The sequence below is a fragment of the Petrotoga sp. 9PWA.NaAc.5.4 genome, from assembly GCF_002895485.1.
GTDB lineage: Bacteria > Thermotogota > Thermotogae > Petrotogales > Petrotogaceae > AZRK01.
The window spans coordinates 53,590-71,336 of the sequence record NZ_AZRK01000042.1 but is presented as its reverse complement, the minus strand read 5'-3'; the positions used below and the strand labels follow the sequence as shown (position 1 = coordinate 71,336).

Annotated in this window: 16 protein-coding genes; 5 read left to right on the top strand and 11 right to left on the bottom strand. The window is 28.7% G+C overall.

Annotated elements, in window-relative coordinates:
* Positions 1-119: 119 nt before the first annotated feature.
* Positions 120-1,784 (top strand): formate--tetrahydrofolate ligase, encoded by a 1,665-nt coding sequence (locus tag X924_RS08545; protein WP_121958491.1) that lies wholly within the window; start codon positions 120-122, stop codon positions 1,782-1,784.
* Between the two features lie 146 nt (positions 1,785-1,930).
* Positions 1,931-2,731, top strand: coding sequence for a bifunctional 5,10-methylenetetrahydrofolate dehydrogenase/5,10-methenyltetrahydrofolate cyclohydrolase (locus X924_RS08540; protein WP_121958490.1), 801 nt, complete (start codon positions 1,931-1,933; stop codon positions 2,729-2,731).
* Between the two features lie 484 nt (positions 2,732-3,215).
* Here X924_RS08540 and X924_RS08535 read toward each other — a convergent pair whose 3' ends face one another.
* The 5 genes from X924_RS08535 to glgX all read right to left on the bottom strand — a co-directional run bounded on the left by X924_RS08535 (position 3,216) and on the right by glgX (position 10,115).
* Positions 3,216-3,821, bottom strand: coding sequence for an FMN-dependent NADH-azoreductase (locus X924_RS08535; protein ID WP_121958489.1), 606 nt, complete (start codon positions 3,819-3,821; stop codon positions 3,216-3,218).
* Between the two features lie 270 nt (positions 3,822-4,091).
* Entirely contained in the window at positions 4,092-4,505 is a 414-nt protein-coding gene (locus tag X924_RS08530) for a hypothetical protein (protein WP_121958488.1), read from the bottom strand.
* 463 nt (positions 4,506-4,968) lie between these two features.
* Complete coding sequence (locus tag X924_RS08525; protein WP_121958487.1) at positions 4,969-5,868, bottom strand: tyrosine-type recombinase/integrase; 900 nt, start codon at positions 5,866-5,868, stop codon at positions 4,969-4,971.
* Positions 5,869-5,896: 28 nt separating this feature from the next.
* Positions 5,897-7,642, bottom strand: coding sequence for a phospho-sugar mutase (locus X924_RS08520; RefSeq protein ID WP_121958486.1), 1,746 nt, complete (start codon positions 7,640-7,642; stop codon positions 5,897-5,899).
* 313 nt (positions 7,643-7,955) lie between these two features.
* A complete protein-coding gene (gene glgX / locus X924_RS08515; protein WP_121958485.1) occupies positions 7,956-10,115 on the bottom strand; it encodes a glycogen debranching protein GlgX in 2,160 nt (719 codons plus the stop codon).
* Between the two features lie 442 nt (positions 10,116-10,557).
* Between glgX and X924_RS08510 the strand changes: the two genes are divergently transcribed.
* The 3 genes from X924_RS08510 to X924_RS08500 are packed head-to-tail and all read left to right on the top strand — an operon-like array spanning position 10,558 to position 12,459.
* Positions 10,558-10,887, top strand: coding sequence for a hypothetical protein (locus X924_RS08510; RefSeq protein WP_121958484.1), 330 nt, complete (start codon positions 10,558-10,560; stop codon positions 10,885-10,887).
* Positions 10,880-11,392, top strand: a complete 513-nt coding sequence (locus X924_RS08505; protein WP_121958483.1) for a hypothetical protein — start codon at positions 10,880-10,882, stop codon at positions 11,390-11,392. The genes X924_RS08510 and X924_RS08505 overlap by 8 nt, the downstream gene beginning before the upstream one ends.
* Positions 11,393-11,400: 8 nt before the next feature.
* Positions 11,401-12,459 (top strand): hypothetical protein, encoded by a 1,059-nt coding sequence (locus tag X924_RS08500; protein WP_121958482.1) that lies wholly within the window; start codon positions 11,401-11,403, stop codon positions 12,457-12,459.
* A gap of 180 nt (positions 12,460-12,639) precedes the next feature.
* Here the strand turns inward: X924_RS08500 and eno are convergent, their stop codons facing one another.
* The 6 genes from eno to X924_RS08470 all read right to left on the bottom strand — a co-directional run bounded on the left by eno (position 12,640) and on the right by X924_RS08470 (position 17,694).
* The gene (gene eno / locus X924_RS08495) at positions 12,640-13,938 is read right to left on the bottom strand and encodes a phosphopyruvate hydratase (RefSeq protein WP_121958481.1); all 1,299 of its coding nucleotides are present in this window, start codon (positions 13,936-13,938) and stop codon (positions 12,640-12,642) included.
* A 116-nt stretch (positions 13,939-14,054) separates the two neighbouring features.
* Positions 14,055-14,756 (bottom strand): UMP kinase, encoded by a 702-nt coding sequence (gene pyrH / locus X924_RS08490; protein WP_121958480.1) that lies wholly within the window; start codon positions 14,754-14,756, stop codon positions 14,055-14,057.
* A 157-nt stretch (positions 14,757-14,913) separates the two neighbouring features.
* The gene (tsf, locus tag X924_RS08485; protein ID WP_121958479.1) at positions 14,914-15,507 is read right to left on the bottom strand and encodes a translation elongation factor Ts; all 594 of its coding nucleotides are present in this window, start codon (positions 15,505-15,507) and stop codon (positions 14,914-14,916) included.
* A gap of 128 nt (positions 15,508-15,635) precedes the next feature.
* The gene (gene coaD, locus X924_RS08480; protein WP_121958478.1) at positions 15,636-16,121 is read right to left on the bottom strand and encodes a pantetheine-phosphate adenylyltransferase; all 486 of its coding nucleotides are present in this window, start codon (positions 16,119-16,121) and stop codon (positions 15,636-15,638) included.
* Between the two features lie 18 nt (positions 16,122-16,139).
* Positions 16,140-17,228: a tRNA 2-thiouridine(34) synthase MnmA gene (gene mnmA, locus X924_RS08475; protein WP_121958477.1), complete on the bottom strand. Its 1,089-nt coding sequence runs from the start codon at positions 17,226-17,228 to the stop codon at positions 16,140-16,142.
* A complete protein-coding gene (locus tag X924_RS08470; protein WP_121958476.1) occupies positions 17,218-17,694 on the bottom strand; it encodes an Rrf2 family transcriptional regulator in 477 nt (158 codons plus the stop codon). The genes mnmA and X924_RS08470 overlap by 11 nt, the downstream gene beginning before the upstream one ends.
* Positions 17,695-17,747 lie beyond the last annotated feature (53 nt).

Genomic DNA, 17,747 nt, shown 5'->3' with positions numbered 1-17,747 from the left:
ATTAGTAAGGACTATAAGCGGGAAGTTATTTTGTAAAAAAATCAATGCTAAAGCATATATATAATAAGGATTTTAGAATTTCTAAAGTAAGTAAAAAAACTAACAAAGGAGGATTTTAGATGCTTACTGATATTGAAATAGCTCGTGCTGCTCAATTGAAAAAGATTACGAATATTGCAAATGAACTGGATATAAAAGAGGAAGACTACAACTTGTACGGAAAATACATTGCCAAAGTTTCACACAATTATTTAAGAAAGCTTGATTTCAAAAAGGATGGGAAGTTGATACTTGTAACTGCTATAACTCCTACACCTGCTGGAGAAGGTAAAACAACTACAAGTATAGCATTGTCGATGGCTTTAAACAAAATTAAAAAAAACTCTATAGTAACTTTGAGAGAACCTTCTTTAGGTCCTGTTATGGGGATAAAAGGTGGAGCAGCTGGTGGCGGTTACTCACAGGTTTTACCTATGGAAGATATAAATCTTCATTTTACGGGAGACATCCATGCTGTTACTTCAGCACATAATCTTATTTCTGCTGTATTGGATGCTTATATAAAATATGATAAGTTAAATATTGATTCCACAAGAGTTTCTTGGCCAAGAGCAATGGATATGAACGACAGAGCATTAAGGGAAATAGTTGTAGGATTAGGGGGAAAAGAAAATGGGTATCTTCGTCAGGATGGATTTGTGATAACTGCTGCGTCTGAAATTATGGCAATTTTGTGTTTGTCAACAAGTTTAGAAGATCTTAAAGAAAAACTTTCTAAAATAGTTGTAGCAAGAAATAAAGAAGGAAGTCCAATAACAGTAAAAGATCTTGGAATTGCCGGAGCATTAACAATATTATTAAAAGATGCTATAAATCCAAACCTTGTACAAACAATAGAAAATACAGCCGCTTTTGTACATGGAGGTCCTTTTGCGAATATAGCTCATGGAACTAACGCTATAGTGGCTACAAAACTCTCTTTAAAACTTGCTGATTATGTAGTTACTGAAAGTGGTTTTGGTTCTGATTTGGGAGCAGAAAAATTTTATGATTTTGTCTCTCCTACATTTGGATTAAAACCTTCTGCTACGGTTTTAGTTGCAACAGTTAGAGCTTTGAAATATCATGGAGGTAAAAATAAAAAAGAATTATCTGAGCCTGATTTAGATAGTTTAAGAAAAGGACTTTCTAATTTACAAGTGCATATTGAAAATTTAAAAAAATTCAATGTACCGTTAGTTGTATCCATTAATAAATTCGATACAGATACAGAAGAAGAATTGAATACAGTTGAAGAATTTGTAAAAAGTTTTAATGTAGAAGCAAGTATTAATGATGGATTTGCTAAAGGATCTGAAGGAGCCTTAGATTTAGCGGAAAAAGTAGCTTCTGCTTGTGAGAAAAGGTCAGATTTACGAACAATATATAATTTTGAGGACTCATTAGAATTAAAGATTGAAAAATTAGCTAAAAATATATATAGAGCGTCTAAAGTAGAATATACAAGCGATGCGCTTCAATCAATTAAATTTTTAAAAAAATATGGTTATGATAAATTACCGATTATTATGGCTAAAACACAATATTCGATATCAGACGATCCTAATAAATTAGGATTTCCAAAAGATTATACATTTACAATACGGGATTTTGAATTATCAGCAGGAGCCGGTTTCATAGTAGCTTTAGCAGGAGATATACTGAGAATGCCAGGTCTTTCAAAAGTTCCCAACGCTGTTAATATGGACATCGACAAAGATGGAGTTATTACAGGTTTATCTTGATATACTTTTAAATTTGATAATTAAATACTTTAGAGGCGAAGCCCTCTGCTGGTTACGTGTAGAGACGACCAAGCTAAAACATATATAATATATATATTTTACAATTTCTAAAGACAGTATATTATATTGAAAAGGGGTTGATTCCTGTGATAATAGATGTAAAAAATACTATAGACAAAATAAAATCTGAAATAGAACAAATTAAATCACAAATAAATTATGAACCAAAGTTAATTAGTTTAGTGGTGGAACCAGATGAATCTACAATATCTTATTTAAATTCTCAAAAGAAAAGTGCAAAAAAATACGGCATAAATTTGGAAATTATTGAGAGTAAGAATTTAATAGATGATTTAAAAAAGTATAATGAAGATAGTTCAGTAGATGGAATCTTTGTAGGCAGACCTTTAAGAAAAGGTTATACAGAATTGGATGTTGCAAAAAATATAAATCCTTTAAAAGATGTAGAAGGAGTGAGCTTGTACAATATTGGTTCTATGTTTTACGAATCAGAAATATTTGTCCCGTGTACAGCTGAAGCAGTTGTAAAAATAATAGAAGATATTGAAGATACTGAAGGGAAAAATATTGTAATAATGGGAAGGAGTACAACAGTTGGAAAACCTGTTGCGATTCTTTTGCAGAAACACGGAAGAGACGCTACTGTTACGGTAACCCATACAAGAACTAAAGATTTAAAAGAAATTACCAAAAAAGCTGATATCTTAGTTGCTGCTATAGGAAAAGCTAACTTTGTTGATCAAACTTTCGTAAAAGAGGGTACAATTATAATAGATGTAGGAATAAACGTTATAAATGGTAAGATAGTGGGAGATGTTTCTAAGGAAGTGTCAGAAATATGCAACGTCACACCCGTACCTGGCGGTGTGGGTAATGTTACATCAGTAATTTTAATGCGAAATGTTTTTAAAGCTGCTCTAAATTAATATGATTAAGATAAACTTAAGTGGGAGAGATGGTTCTCCCACTTAAGTTTTAATTCAAGATTTCTCATAATCTTTTAATATTTTCTAAATAAAAGTAGTATAGTTCTTTATCGAGATTGTCATAGGCAGTATAATAAGATTCATTTTTTCTAAGTTTTTTATAAGTAGGTTTGAACATTTTTATCCCCTCCTTTAAAATTATTGATTTATAACTTAATATTTTTAATAAATTATATCATGTTATTATTAAAAAGTCAAGGAAAATAATAAAATAATTTAAGTATTTTTTTATAAATTTGATAATATTCAAATTATTATTAGAATTTTATAAAATATTTTTATGTTCTTTCAAATTTTTACGATCCATCTTTTTTTTCTTTCTTCTTTATTATACATATCAAGTGAATTCAAAATAAAAAAGTCCACTTTAAGTGGACTTTTTTATTTACTAAATTGAATTGCTATTAATTTAATAATAATTTTATTAAAATTTCTTAGCTACTTCTTCAGCTTCTTTTAAAGCATCTGAAATTATTTTTTCCACATCTTCTCCAATAATGTCTAATCTTTGTGCAGCTACTGCTTTGATATCATCAACTCCCATAAATTTTAGTATGGTCCTTATATATCTCATTCCCATCTCAAAGTCTGACATTGGAGGAGTAAGATATTCACCACCAGTTGTTGTAATACAAAGCGCTTTTTTATTATTTAAAAGGCCAACAGCACCATGTTCAGTATACTTGAATGTAATTCCTGAAACTGTAATATAATCAAAATAAGCTTTGAGAATAGCTGGCATATTTAAATTCCACATTGGAAAAGCAAAGATATACTTATCTGCTTCAGCAAACTCGTATGTATATTTCAAAATAGGATGATTTCGACTTTCTTCGGTTTTTGGCGAAAATATTGTTTGGATATCTTCTTTTGTTAAAAAATGAATGTTTTCCTTATAAAGATCATGGGTAATAACTTGATCGTTAGGATGAGTTTTCTGATAAACATTTATAAAGTGATTTGAAATTCTAAAAGTACGAGAATCCTTATCATCTTTGGGATTTGCCTTGATATAGAGTACAGTTGACATCTCTTACCTCCTGAATTTAGTAAATTTTAATAGTATATTTTTAATTTTATCAAGAGCATATATACTGCAATTTACTGTTTAATATCTTTTATTTTAATTTTTGTTATAATTACACAAACACATAAATAAAATAGAAATTTTTTAATTTTTTATAAAAAGAGGAAATTATTAAAAGTAATAAACATAAAAAACGCAATATAGTTACTACTATATCGCGTTTTACATCAAAAAATTAAAAATAAAAACTATTTTTATCTTTGATTATAAAATTTATTTATTCTTTGCTTTTGGAGGATATCTTTTAACAATTTCTGAGTGATAAATGTAAGGTTTATCAGCATCCATTTCAAGAATAACGGATATATCTTTATCTAAATTTATAAAAGATGGAAGAGAAACTGAAAATTCCCAGTTTTCGTTAGAATAATAAAAATAGAGTCCTCGATCGCTATCATAATAAACTTGTGAATTCGGATAATAATAGTATTGATATTTTACCCTATATCCATGAGCTGGTGCCCACGGTGGTGGGCCTTTATCATCTTTTTTAGAATCGATGATAAATATTTCATATTTTATATCATTCTTTGTTGATGAAAAAATAAAGGTCGAAGAAAATTTCCAATCACCATATACTAATGTTAAAAAACTTACTATCAAAAAAATAGTTATAATCTTTTTCATTTTTAATACACCTACTTCTCTTAAAAGGTAAACATACTCACTTTAAAAATTTTAAAATTCTTATTAAGTATATGTTTTAGCGTTGATTTTTTTACAAAATACCTCCCCACTTCTAACCCTTACTAATTCTTAAATTCTTTAGTTTTTCGGTACTTGTACCGAAGGAATGGGGAGAGGGCTCCGCCCTGGACCCACTTTAAATTCAAAATCTTATTTTCTGAAGATTATCATTTCTAAAGTCCCTATTAAAAGGTAAATGTCCTTACTAATTCTTAAATTCTTTACCATTTCCGGTACTTGGAGCTATGCAGGGGAGGGCTCCGCCCTGGACCCGTTATAAATTCAAATGCTTATTTTTAGAAAATATTCATTTCTAAAATTCCTAAATAATAAACAACCACTTAATTATATATTAAGTTTCTTATATTATTATAAAAGATTTTCATTAAAATTAAATGAAAATTTATATTTTATCCAAAAGTGAGCTATGTTTATCAGCTCTTACATATATTCCAGTTGTTGAAATTGTTGTATGCCCTAATATGTAACGTACTTCTTCCAAATTTTTGCCCGAAGCTAAAAGTCTTTTAGCACATGTATGTCTTAATGCATGTGGAGTAGCGTTAATGAAATTTACGTTTTTCCCCTGACTGTTTTTTAACGTTTCAATTACTTGATTAGCATTAATTACATGTTTTTTAAATCTTCTTTCCATGGTTCTTGAAGTATAAGGAATATCATGGTCATTAGAAAATAAATAGTTTTTATTGTTTGAAAAATTAATCAATTCTTCCGCATATTCTTTTGATATTTTTAAAATTCTCTCTTTACTTCCTTTTCCCTTTACGATTATCTCAGCATAAGTTTTGTTGAAAACTATATTTTCCTTTTTTAAAGAAAGTGCTTCAGATATTCTTAAACCTGTTTTTAATAACAATGAAAAAAAAGTTTTGTCAAAATCATTATCTATAACTTTGAAAAAAATTTCTATTTGATCATCAGTTAATCCTTTGGGAATATCTGTTGGTATATTAGCATTTGCATCTTTCCAATATTTTTTACCAGAAATTTCACCATTTTCGTAAAGATAATTTAAAAAAGATCTAAGTACAACTATTCTTAATTTAATAGTTCTTTGAGAAAGGTTTGAAATATACTCTAAATATTTAAAAAAACAATTTTTATTAAGCCCATATGTAACGACAAAATTTTTATAGTTGTTTAAAATTTTATTGTATTCTTTAATTGTTGAATTAGATCTTCTTTTAACAAATTTCAGATAGGATAAAAATTCCTCTATATATTCATCAATTTTTTCACGATTATCAGTGTAATTACTTAAGTTAGCTCCACTTTTAGCCATTGTGTATCCCCCAAAAAAGAAATAAATTTTATTTTATAGAATCAATTATATTATCTATAGTGCTTTTTATCAAATCAAGTTTTACTTCAGATTTATTTTTATTTTTATCATACGAATATATGTATATTTTCAATTTAGGTTCTGTTCCGGAAGGTCTGATTGCAAACCAAGAACCATCTTCAAGCCAATATCTCAATACATTGGAAGACGCAATGTCATTAATTTTTTCAATTTTATCCTCCGTTATATAATAAATTTCACTTTTTAGATAGTCAGCATATTTAGAAATTTTTAAATTAAAGGTATTCAAGTTATCTTTCAAAAAGTTATTTCTAAAATAATCCATAATCCTATTAATTCTTTCTTGTCCAGCTATTCCTTCTAAAATCAAAGAATAATTATTTTCTAATTCGTATCCAAATTCCTTATAAATATCTTCAAGAACCTCTAAAAGATTTTTATTAAACGTTTTATAATATGCCACCATTTCAGAGATAAGCATTGCAGATATCACACCGTCTTTATCTCGAACAAAAGTTCCCATAACATATCCTATACTTTCTTCAAAACCAAAAAGAAATTTGTATTTCCCTTGCTTTTCGAGTTCGTTTTCTTTCCCACAAATATTTTTAAAACCTGTTAACGTTTCAAATACTTTGACATCATATTTTTTTGCTATGCGAGTAGATAGATCTCCAGTTACTATCGATTTTATAATAGCTAAATTTTTTTCTAATTTACCTTTTTCTTTCTTACTTTCTAATATATAGTTGACTAAAAGAGCACCTACTTGATTACCATTTAACATCTTATAATCAAAATTATTATCTAAAACTTCAATGGCTGTTCTGTCGCAATCAGGATCATTAGCTATTAGAAGATGAGCATTTTTTTCTTTTCCTAATTTTTTAGCTAATTCAAAAGCTATCTCATATTCAGGATTGGGGTTAGCTACACTTTTAAAATCTGGATCAGGATATTCTTGTTCTTTAACAACAAAAACATTTTTAAATTCCCTATCTTTTAGTACTTTCCTAACAAAGTAATTTCCAGTACCATTTAAAGGAGTATAAACAATATTTATATTCTTATCAATTTCTTTATCTCTTAAAGCCAAGCTTTCTACTCTTTTTATATATTCTTCGTCTACTTCTTTTCCAATATACTTTAAAAGGCCTTTTCTTAAAGCTTCTTCTTCAGAAATTTTTTTAATTTTCCCGAAATCGTATCCAATTTTTTCGATTTTTTCAACGATTCCGTTTGCTACATCATCTAATATTTGAGAACCTTGATCCCAATAAACCTTATAGCCATTATAATCTTTAGGATTATGACTTGCAGTTATAACTATACCGGATGTACATTTTAAAAATCTAACAGCAAAAGATAAAACAGGTGTTGGTCTTATATCTTCGAATAAATATGTAATAATATCGTTGGCTGAAAGAATTAAAGCTGCTTCTTTTGCAAAATCTCTCGAAAAATGTCTTACGTCGTAGGCTATTGTTACTCCCATTTTCATCCTTTCTTTCCCAAAACCTTTTATATAATCAGCTAAAGCTTGAGTAGTTCTTCCTACAGTATAAATATTCATTCTATTAGTGCCTATTCCTAACTTTCCTCTTAGACCTGCCGTTCCAAATTCAAGATCTTTATAAAATCTATCTTTAATTTCTTCTTCATTGTTTGAAATCATTTTAAGTTCAGCTTTTGCTACTTCATCTATATAAGGATTTTCAAGCCAACTTTTATATATTTTTAGATAATCACGCATTTTAGGAATCCTCCTTTGTATAAATTATTAATTACTTTAGAAATTTCAAAATCCTTATTATATATATGTTTTAGAATTAATTTTTTTACAAAATACCTCCTCAGTTCTAATCCTTACTAATTCTGAATTTTTTTAACTTTTTCGCTACGTGTAGTGAAAGAGAGGGGAGGGCTCCGCCCTGGACCCGTTTTAAATTCAAATGCTTATTTTTAGAAAATCTTCATTTCTAAAGTTCCTAATTCAAAGTCGATTCAATCTCGTACATGTAGGACTCCTATATAGGCATCTCTTGGTTTTCACGACCAATTACGAGCTATTTGCTGATTAAAATTATAGAACTCCTTGAAGAAACTTGGTAGTGATTATTTTCTAAAATTATTGGCTCGCTTAAAAAGTCATCAGGGAAATCTTTTGAAGTGTCAACAACTCTATACCATCTTTTTCTATTAGGCAATTTTGGAATTTCAAAAGTTAACTCTCCTACAAAAGCATTTAAGGCGACATAAATATCATTATCTTTTTCATCACAACCAGTTATTATATCTTCTCCACTAATCATAAAAGCAAGACTTTTTGAATAATATCCAAAATCAGGTTTAAAAGGTTTTACTCCATGCCAAGTAATGTCTGGTATTCCATTTCCATTAATGTCTTTACCAGTAAAAAATCTATCTCGTCTAAAAGCACAATGTTTTTTTCTAAATTCGATCATATTTTTAGTAAATTCAAAAACATCTTTAAATTTTTCTTTCCTTGACCAATCAACCCATGAAATGTAATTGTCCTGACAATATGCGTTATTGTTACCAAACTGAGTTCTACAAAATTCATCACCCATAAGGATCATAGGGAGCCCTTGAGAAACCATCAAAATCGTGATAAAATTCTTAATCTGTTTTTTTCTCAGCCTTATTATTTTTTCATCATCAGTTTCTCCTTCAATTCCGTAATTATAACTATAGTTAGCGTTTGTTCCGTCTTGGTTGTTTTCACCGTTAGCTTCGTTGTGCTTATTATTGTATGAAACTAAATCCCACATCGTAAATCCATCATGGGAAGTTATAAAATTTACACTATGATATGGTTTTCTTCCTCTTTTTTCAAAAAGATCGGGACTTCCCGCAATTCTTGTAGCCAGGTCTGCAACAGTTCCTTCATCTCCTCTTACAAATTTTCTTACAGTATCTCTAAATTTACCATTCCATTCGGCCCATCCCGTAGGAAAATCTCCAACGTAGTATCCTCCAGCAGCATCCCAACCTTCCGCAATAAGATGGGTTCCAGCTAAAAGAGGATCATCTGCAATATCTTTTAATAAAGATAGATCACCTACCCAATTACCTTTAAAATCTCTTCCTAATATTGAAGCTAAATCAAACCTAAAACCGTCAACATGCATTTCTGAAACCCAAAATCTTAGACTATCTAAAATCATTTGTTTTACAACGTAGTGTCCAGAGTTTATTGTATTTCCAGTTCCTGAAAAATTTTCATAATATCTTTTGTTATCGTTTTTAAGTAAATAATAAACAGAGTTTTCCAGTCCTCTGAAATTCAATGTTGGACCTAATTCATTTCCTTCGGCTGTGTGATTGTATACAACGTCTAAAATTACTTCAATTTTATTTTTATGAAGATTTTTTACAAGATCTTGAAATTGAATGACTTCATCTCCAACTTTTAAGCCATATCTGTAATTGCTTGTTGTGGCAAAAAAACTTATAGGATTGTATCCCCACACATTTTTCAATTTTTCTCCAGTTATTGGATTAATATTTGGATTATCCTCCATATCAAATGCAAAAATCGGCATAAGCTCTACTGCATTGATACCTAATTCTTTTAGATAATCAATTTTTTCTATTAAACCTTTATAAGTTCCTCTATGTTCTACTTGGGAATTTGTACTCATAGTAAATAGTCTAATGTGCATTTCATAAATTATTAAATCATTCAAAGGATATCTTGGGTGTTCATCTTCTTCCCAATTATAATTAAAAGTATCCCAAATTGTAGATTTAAAACCTGATTTTGCCGAATCTAATGCATTAAAACTTAAATCTTTTTCAGGACTTGTTTTATTATATCCATATATACATTCATCTGAAAAATTTAATTTCCCAGAAAAAATTTTAGCGTAAGGATCTAACAATAGTTTATGTTTATTGAATCTGTATCCTTCTTCTGGTTTATACGGACCATCAACACGCCAACCGTAGCACATTCCTTGGTGAATATCTTCTATAAAAACATGCCATATATCTCCTGTTTTATTATTTTTTTTATCAAGAACATAACTAAAAATTGGTTTATCGTCATAATAATTTTCATATATTTCAATAGAAACAGATAGACCGTTTCTTGTAAATAAACCAAAATTCGCACCGTTTTCCTCTAATTTTATCCCCAACATAGGATATCCTTTATGTGTTTTAAACTTTGTTTCTTTTTTAGATAAATAAATTTCTTTCATAATGCACCTTCTTATAGTTTGCTATTATTTGATTACTTTATATTATTTTATCATACTTTGTTTTTGTGTAGTGTTTTTTTTGTTATGATAAAACAAATTCGTTCAAGTATTAAAGAAGATATATGGCTTAGAATTAAATTGTGGTATAATAATCATAAGTGTAAAAGGAAGTTTCAGGATTCATAAATCGAACAAAAAATTAAAATAGGAACTTTAGAAATGAATTTTTTTTTAAAATAAGCTTTTGAATTTAAAATGGGTCCAGGGCGGAGCCCCCTTCCCTCTCTCGGTACAAGTACCGAAAAAGTTAAAAGAATTAAGAATTAGTAAAGATTAAAGCTATGGAGGTATTTTTGAAAAAATTTAAAACTAAAATATTGACAAAACTTAAGTTTTGGAATTTCTAAAGTGAGTATAAATTAAAAATATAGGAGGAAAAAATATGTTTAATTTATTTGGAAAGAAAAAGAAATCAGAAAATAAAAATAATCGAAAAAAAATTTTTTATGAAGATAAAAACACTTTGATTATATACTTTAAGTGTTCAAAGTGTGGAGAAAAATTCAGAAGTTATCTTAGAAAAGGATACGATTTTATTACCGATTACGATAATGGTGGGTATATTATAGATAAAGAATATATTGGATCAAAATGTTTTAACAAGATACATTTATTCGCAACTTTTGACCAAAATTACAGATTAATAGATTACAAATTAGAAAATGGCGAAACAATATCTAAAGATGAATGGGAGTACGTTAATAATGAGTAATCGAAAAGATACCAATATTCCACTTTATGAATATAGGCCTGTAAGACCTTTTTTGCAAATTCCTGAAAAAGTTTTAATGTATATTCTACAATTAACCCCGTCATCATTTGCAAAAGTATATTTATATTTATATAACTTAAGTTACGGTGTAGGTTACGATCATACGATAACTTATACGAGTGTTCGTGAAATTGCTTCAAACTTAAATATTAGTATAGGAAGATCCCAAAATGCTATTACTTATTTTAAAAAAATTAATGCAATTGAAAAAATTGAATCTCACGCAGTTATTGGTACAAAATTCAAAGTGAATTTACCAGAATATTCTTCAAGTTCGAGTAGTTGGTATTTTACTTCTCCTGTTAACGTTAGATATATTATGATGAAGGAAAAAACAGTTACATCAGAAAAATTAGTAATCTCTAAGATAAAGAGGTACAAAAGTATTAAGAAATCAGTAGATTTGGGTTTATTCAATGAAGACAATAATAACGATGAAAAGTAGGTCTTTATATGATAAACAATATTTTAAACTTAGTTGTCAATAAAAATAATACTCAATTTGCTTCATCCATAAAATTGAATAATATTGTAGAATCGATGGGAGAAGTGATTTTTTCAAAAGGCAATGTACTTATAGTAAAAATAAATGATTCATTTGTATTTTTAGAAAATATGAGTCAAAAGAAATTTCAAACTGGAACTCCTATTGTGATTAAATTCATGGACGTTGTTCCAGATTCAAAAAAAATAATTCAAACTAAATATTTAGGAGAATTTTCACAAGAAAGTTTGAAAATTAATATTAAATTTTCTTCTAACATAACATCAAACTTCATCGAAATAAACTCTAAGCAAGGTAGCGAAAATCTAAAAATTAAAGTTTCAACTTGGATTGCAGAGTTTGTACATGCTCTAAATAAAAATTTAGAAAATAGCTCTGTGCCTTTTAATAATAATAAAGAGGTAATTTCTTTAAATACTTTTATTAAAAAATTACTTGAAATTTTTCTAAGATCTTTTAAAAATTCGTCCGTATCTGTTCCTTCGCCTATCGAAATTTCAGATAAACTTAGTAGAATAATCGAAAAAGTCTTTAATGATCAAAAAGTTATAGACGAATCCTCTAATCTGTATAAAAAAAATAAAGAATCTAACGAGTTGTTCAAAGAACTTACAGATTTAACTTTTGAAAAGACGAAATCTTATGAAAATGAAAAGATTACTAATAAGCTTTTAAATTCCTATTTAGAATTACAAAATTTGTCCATGGAACAAAAAACTCCTATGATTCTTACTTTATTGTTTGGAATTCCTATTTTTTCAATGATTGAAAGACAATATGAAAAAGATTTTTCTAAATTTCAATCAGACGTTAGTCATAAAATAGATCTTTTAATGTTAACTAAAAATTTTGGTGTCGTTGAATTTGTTATATTTTCTTATAGAAATGAAATCTATATAGATTTTGATGCTGAAAACAATCGAGAGTTTTTTAGTTTAAATGTAAAGCAATTAATTGAATCTTTAGAGTTTAAAGAGTATAAAGTAAAAAGAATTAGTTTGTTTTAGAAAGTGATATGATAAAATCTATTTCGTTCAAGTATTATATTGTTATTGATACATAGGGTTCAAGGCACGGCTTATCTTTTCCTAAAAATTGAATTTTAAAGTTTCTAAAGTGAGTAAATATAATAAAGTAGAAGGCTACTCATCAACTGAGTAGCCTTCTTATAATAAAAAAAGTATTTTCTATTTACCTATTGAATAAAAAGCTTTTACTCCTCTGTATTGAGAAGTTTCACCTAATTCTTCTTCTATTCTTAATAATTGATTATATTTTGCAATTCTATCTGTTCTAGATAACGATCCAGTCTTTATAAAACCAGCATTTGTTGCTACAACTAAATCAGCTATAAAAGTATCTTCGCTTTCCCCCGATCTATGAGAAACTACAGCTGTCATATTATTTTTAAATGCTAATTCAATAGCATCTAATGTTTCTGTAACCGTCCCAATTTGATTTAACTTAATTAAAATTGAATTACTTGCTTTTAATTCTATGCCTTTCTGCAACCTTTTTACATTAGTTACATAAAGATCATCTCCAACAACTTGAACCTTATCTCTAACTCTTGAAGTAAAATTAGCGTAAGCTTCCCAATCTTCTTGGTCAAATGGGTCTTCTATTGATTTTATTGGGTATTTATCGATTAATGAAATATAATAATCTGAGAGCTCTAAAGAACTCATTTCTTTTCCATCAATAGAATATTTTTTTGTTTCTTCATTATAGAATTCTGATGCAGCTGCATCCATAGCTATAAACACTTGTACCCCAGGTTTGTATCCTGCAGCTTCTATAGCTCTTATGATATATTTTATTGCTTCTTCATTTGATTTCAAGTTAGGAGCAAACCCACCTTCATCCCCTACTGCAGTAATGTGACCTTCTTTTTTTAAAATATTTTTCAAATTATGAAAAATTTCAGCACCTGCTCTTAAAGCATCTTTAAAGGAGTTAAAGCCTGCAGGCATGATCATAAATTCCTGTATGTCTAAATTATTGTCAGCGTGTTGCCCTCCATTTATGATATTCATCATAGGAACTGGTAGAACTTTGGCATTTACTCCACCTAAATATTTGTAAAGTGGAAGTCCTAAGGAATTCGCAGCTGCTCTCGCAACTGCCATTGAAACAGCTAAAATAGCGTTTGCACCTAACTTCTCTTTATTTTCTGTACCGTCTAAATTTAAAAGCGTCTTGTCAACTTTTACTTGATCAAAAGCATTCAACCCTACTATTTCTTTTTCTATTATTTCATTTACATTTTTAACTGCTTTTGTTACACCTTTCCCTAAAAAATAGTCTTTTTTCCCATCTCTTAGTTCTAAAGCTTCAAATTTTCCTGTAGAAGCACCTGAAGGAACTATTGAGGAAGCAGTTGCTCCTGTAGACAAAGTTACTTCGGCTTCTACAGTTGGATTGCCCCTTGAATCTAAAACTTCTCTTGCTTTTACACTAACTATTTCATCGTAAAATTTTTCCATTAATAAAACACCTCCTGATTTAATTTTTTATACTCACTTTAGAAATTATAAAAACCTTATAAATCCAAAAACTTATTTTCGGAAAATCTTCATTTCTGAAGCACATATAATTTTTATTATTTATCGCAAACCAATGTTCCAACCTTTTCTCCTTTTACTGCTTTTAATAAGCTATCTTCTTCAAAAAAATTGAGAATTATTATAGGCAAATTATTTCTTTCACATATTGAGAAAGATTCAGTATCCATAACTTTTAGCTGTTCAGAAATAGCTTGTTCATAAGTAATTCTATCGTACTTCACAACATCTGAAAAAATTTTTGGATCTTTATTGTATATTCCATCAACTTTTGTGGCTTTAATCAAAACTTCCGCATCCATCTCTATTGCTCTTAAAGCAGCAGCAGTATCGGTAGTAAAAAGAGGATTAGATGTGCCACCAGCAAATATTACGATATGTCCTGAAGAAATGTAATCTTCGACAAGATCGTAACGTAAAGGCATAACCGACGGCAAATCAACAATCTTTGAAAAAACTACACTTTTTAAACCGTTTTTTTCTAAAACATTTTTAAGAAAAATCGAATTTATAACGGTTCCCAGCATACCCAATTGATCTGCTATTTGAATTTTGAAATCTTTCAATTCTTTACCTCGAAAAAAGTTACCTGCACCTATCACAATTCCTACATTTATATCAATATCTCTAATTTTTTTTATTTCTTGAGTAAAATATTGTGAATTTTTTTCATCAAAACCTTTTTTCCCTTCACCTGAGAGAATTTCCCCGCTTAATTTTAACAATACTCTTTTGTACATATTGTCCTCCTCAAACACACAATTTTTACCGGAATAAATATGAAATTCTTTAACATATTCGGTACTTTTATTCAAACAGAAAGAGATGACTCTGCAATATCACCTATATTTATAACATGCGTTAAAAAAGGGCGGAAATATCCACCCTTTCTATAAATTATTCTCCAATTGCGTATCTTGTAAATTTGTCAACTGTAATATTTTCACCAACTTTAGCAATCATAGCACTTATCAAATCTTTAATCTTTTCTCCATTCCCAAAGACATATTCTTGCTCAAGCAAACAATTTTCAGAATAAAATTTCTCTAATTTATTTTCAACAATTTTATCTATTACATTTTGTGGCTTATTAGAGTTCTTCATTTCTTCAAAATAAATCTCTTTTTCCTTATTTATAACTTCTTCTGGTACATCTTCTTTAGAAATCCATTTGGGATTCATAGAAGCGATCTGAAGAGTAATCTTTTTTGCAAGATCATGAAATTCTTCAGTCCTTGCAACAAAATCCGTTTCACATCCTAATAATAACAGAACACCGACCTTTTCATTATGATGAATATATGAATATACTATACCTTCTGTTGTTACTCTTCCTGCTTTTTTAGCAGCTTTAATTGCACCCTTTTTTCTTAAAATTTCTATAGCTTTGTCTATATCCCCATCAGCCTCTTGTAAAGCATTTTTACAATCAAGCATTCCTGCTCCTGTTGAGGCTCTAAGATCTTTTATCTTTTCTATTGATACATCCATCAAACATACCTCCTAAAGTTGTTTATTTTTATTAAATTAACGATTAAAAATTTGTCCACAAATGATAGCCAAACTATTTTAACATATCCACCTATTTTTTACAATAAAAAAAGTTTAATTTTATAAAACTATTTTGACAACTTTTCTTTTAATTTAATTTCAACGTTCTTTGAAACCCACTTACTAATATCTCCTTCATAGTTAGCTATCTCTTTAATCATTGAAGAAGATATAAATGAAAAGTCTGTATCAGCCATCAAAAAAAATATTTCCAATTCAGGAAAAAGTGATCTATTTGCATTTGCCATTTGTAATTCATATTCAAAATCGCTTACCGCCCTTAATCCTCTAATTAAATTAAATATACGATGTCTCTTTAAATAGTCTACTAATAACCCATCAAAAGTATCTACAACAACATTTTTTATGCCTTTCAAATCGGTTTTAACCATTTCTAACCTTTCCGAAAGGCTAAACAAATATTCCTTATTTGGATTATTCATAACTATTACATAAAGCTTATTAAACCTTTCTGCTGTTCTTTTTACAATATTTACATGTCCATAAGTTATAGGATCAAAACTTCCGGGATATGCTGCTATCTTTTTTCCCATAATTATTAGCCTCCAGAATTAACTCTCAGAAATTATTCCCGATGCCAAAATAATTCCCTCGTCATCGTATATTGTTGCGAATTGCCCTGGAGTTACGCTAAAAATCGGCTCTCTAAATGTTAATTCTAATATATCTTGCCCACTTTTTTTAACAAATGCAGGTTTTTCTTCATTTTTCTTTCTCACTCTACAAAAGCATTCCGTTTCTTTAACGTCTACAAAAAAATTTACTTTTTTAGCAATTAATCTATCCGAATACAACATTTTAGTTGGAGCTACTATCAATATATTTTTTTCTGGAACAATCCTGTAAACATGAAGTTTTTCACTTTGATTTTTATAATAAGTAATTCCCGACCTCTGACCTATTGTATAATTAACATACCCACTATGTTCACCTATTTCGTTCCCTTGCAAATCTAACACTTTCCCTTTAGAAATTTCTAAACCGTTATCTTTCAAAAATCTTCGATAATCGTTATCTGGAATAAAACATAACTCTTGACTATCTTCCTTTTCAGCCACGCTTAATTCAAGTTCTTTAGCGAGTGCTCTAATTTCAGTTTTGTACATAATACCCAATGGAAAATACAAATAAGGTAAAATATCTTTATCAATATAAGATAAAAAATAAGATTGATCTTTATATTCATCTACGCCTTTTTTCAAAACATACGAATTATATTTTTTTGAATATTCTTTAACAACATAATGCCCACTTGCCAAAAAGTCCGCATTCATTTTTTTAACTATTTTCATTGCTTCACCAAACTTAAAAAATCTATTACATAAAACACAAGGATTAGGTGTTTCACCAGACTTATAAGTATTAATAAAATATTCAATAATTTTTTCTTTAAATTCATCTTTAATATCAATAACTTGAAAATCATCTAATTTAAGTTTTTCAGCTACTTTTTTGGCATCTAAAGTATCAGAAGGACTACAACAAATCTTTTTTTTCTCTGGTATTAGAGAAAAAATAACATCGGAAACTGTTTTAAAATGTACACCATATACCTCAAATCCTTCTTTTTTCAATAAATATGCTGTAACTGAACTATCTACTCCTCCACTCATCAACATTACTACTTTTTTACTTCCCATCAATTTCCGCCTCTAAAAGATCTTCAGACATTTTTGCTTTCTTTACATTTGCCAATTTTGTACCATATTCAATAATATCTTGTAAAGTCATTTTATCCAATTCTAACATCATCGAATTATGGACCCTCTTCCATACAAATTCTACAGCACAATCAATTTCTAACCTACACTCACCGTTAACACAATCATAAGATTGCAAGGGTTTATCCAATATGCCAACTATTTCGCTTAATCTTAACTTATCCGGTTCTTTTAGCAATACATATCCTCCAAATTTTCCGCGTATTGACTTCAATATACCGGCATCTCGCAATTCACTAAAAATTTTTTCAAGAAAATCTTTAGGTATATTTTGTCTTTCTGATAGTTCAGATATCGTTACTTTGTCTCTTCCCTCTTCTTTTGTCATTATTGCTAATTCAAATAATGCTCTTAATGCGTAACTACTTTTTACAGTAAGAGCCATATTAATTCCTCCTTTTTATGACAATCCATCCATTTCTTTAAAGCTGAAAAGAT

Coding starts and splice junctions, on each gene's coding strand:
- X924_RS08545 (WP_121958491.1), top strand. CDS start 120: ATGCTTACTGATATTGAAATAGCTCGTGCTGCTCAATTGAAAAAGATT.
- X924_RS08535 (WP_121958489.1), bottom strand. CDS start 3,821: ATGTCAACTGTACTCTATATCAAGGCAAATCCCAAAGATGATAAGGAT.
- X924_RS08530 (WP_121958488.1), bottom strand. CDS start 4,505: ATGAAAAAGATTATAACTATTTTTTTGATAGTAAGTTTTTTAACATTA.
- X924_RS08525 (WP_121958487.1), bottom strand. CDS start 5,868: ATGGCTAAAAGTGGAGCTAACTTAAGTAATTACACTGATAATCGTGAA.
- X924_RS08520 (WP_121958486.1), bottom strand. CDS start 7,642: ATGCGTGATTATCTAAAAATATATAAAAGTTGGCTTGAAAATCCTTAT.
- glgX (WP_121958485.1), bottom strand. CDS start 10,115: ATGAAAGAAATTTATTTATCTAAAAAAGAAACAAAGTTTAAAACACAT.
- X924_RS08510 (WP_121958484.1), top strand. CDS start 10,558: ATGTTTAATTTATTTGGAAAGAAAAAGAAATCAGAAAATAAAAATAAT.
- X924_RS08505 (WP_121958483.1), top strand. CDS start 10,880: ATGAGTAATCGAAAAGATACCAATATTCCACTTTATGAATATAGGCCT.
- X924_RS08500 (WP_121958482.1), top strand. CDS start 11,401: ATGATAAACAATATTTTAAACTTAGTTGTCAATAAAAATAATACTCAA.
- eno (WP_121958481.1), bottom strand. CDS start 13,938: ATGGAAAAATTTTACGATGAAATAGTTAGTGTAAAAGCAAGAGAAGTT.
- pyrH (WP_121958480.1), bottom strand. CDS start 14,756: ATGTACAAAAGAGTATTGTTAAAATTAAGCGGGGAAATTCTCTCAGGT.
- tsf (WP_121958479.1), bottom strand. CDS start 15,507: ATGGATGTATCAATAGAAAAGATAAAAGATCTTAGAGCCTCAACAGGA.
- coaD (WP_121958478.1), bottom strand. CDS start 16,121: ATGGGAAAAAAGATAGCAGCATATCCCGGAAGTTTTGATCCTATAACT.
- mnmA (WP_121958477.1), bottom strand. CDS start 17,228: ATGGGAAGTAAAAAAGTAGTAATGTTGATGAGTGGAGGAGTAGATAGT.
- X924_RS08470 (WP_121958476.1), bottom strand. CDS start 17,694: ATGGCTCTTACTGTAAAAAGTAGTTACGCATTAAGAGCATTATTTGAA.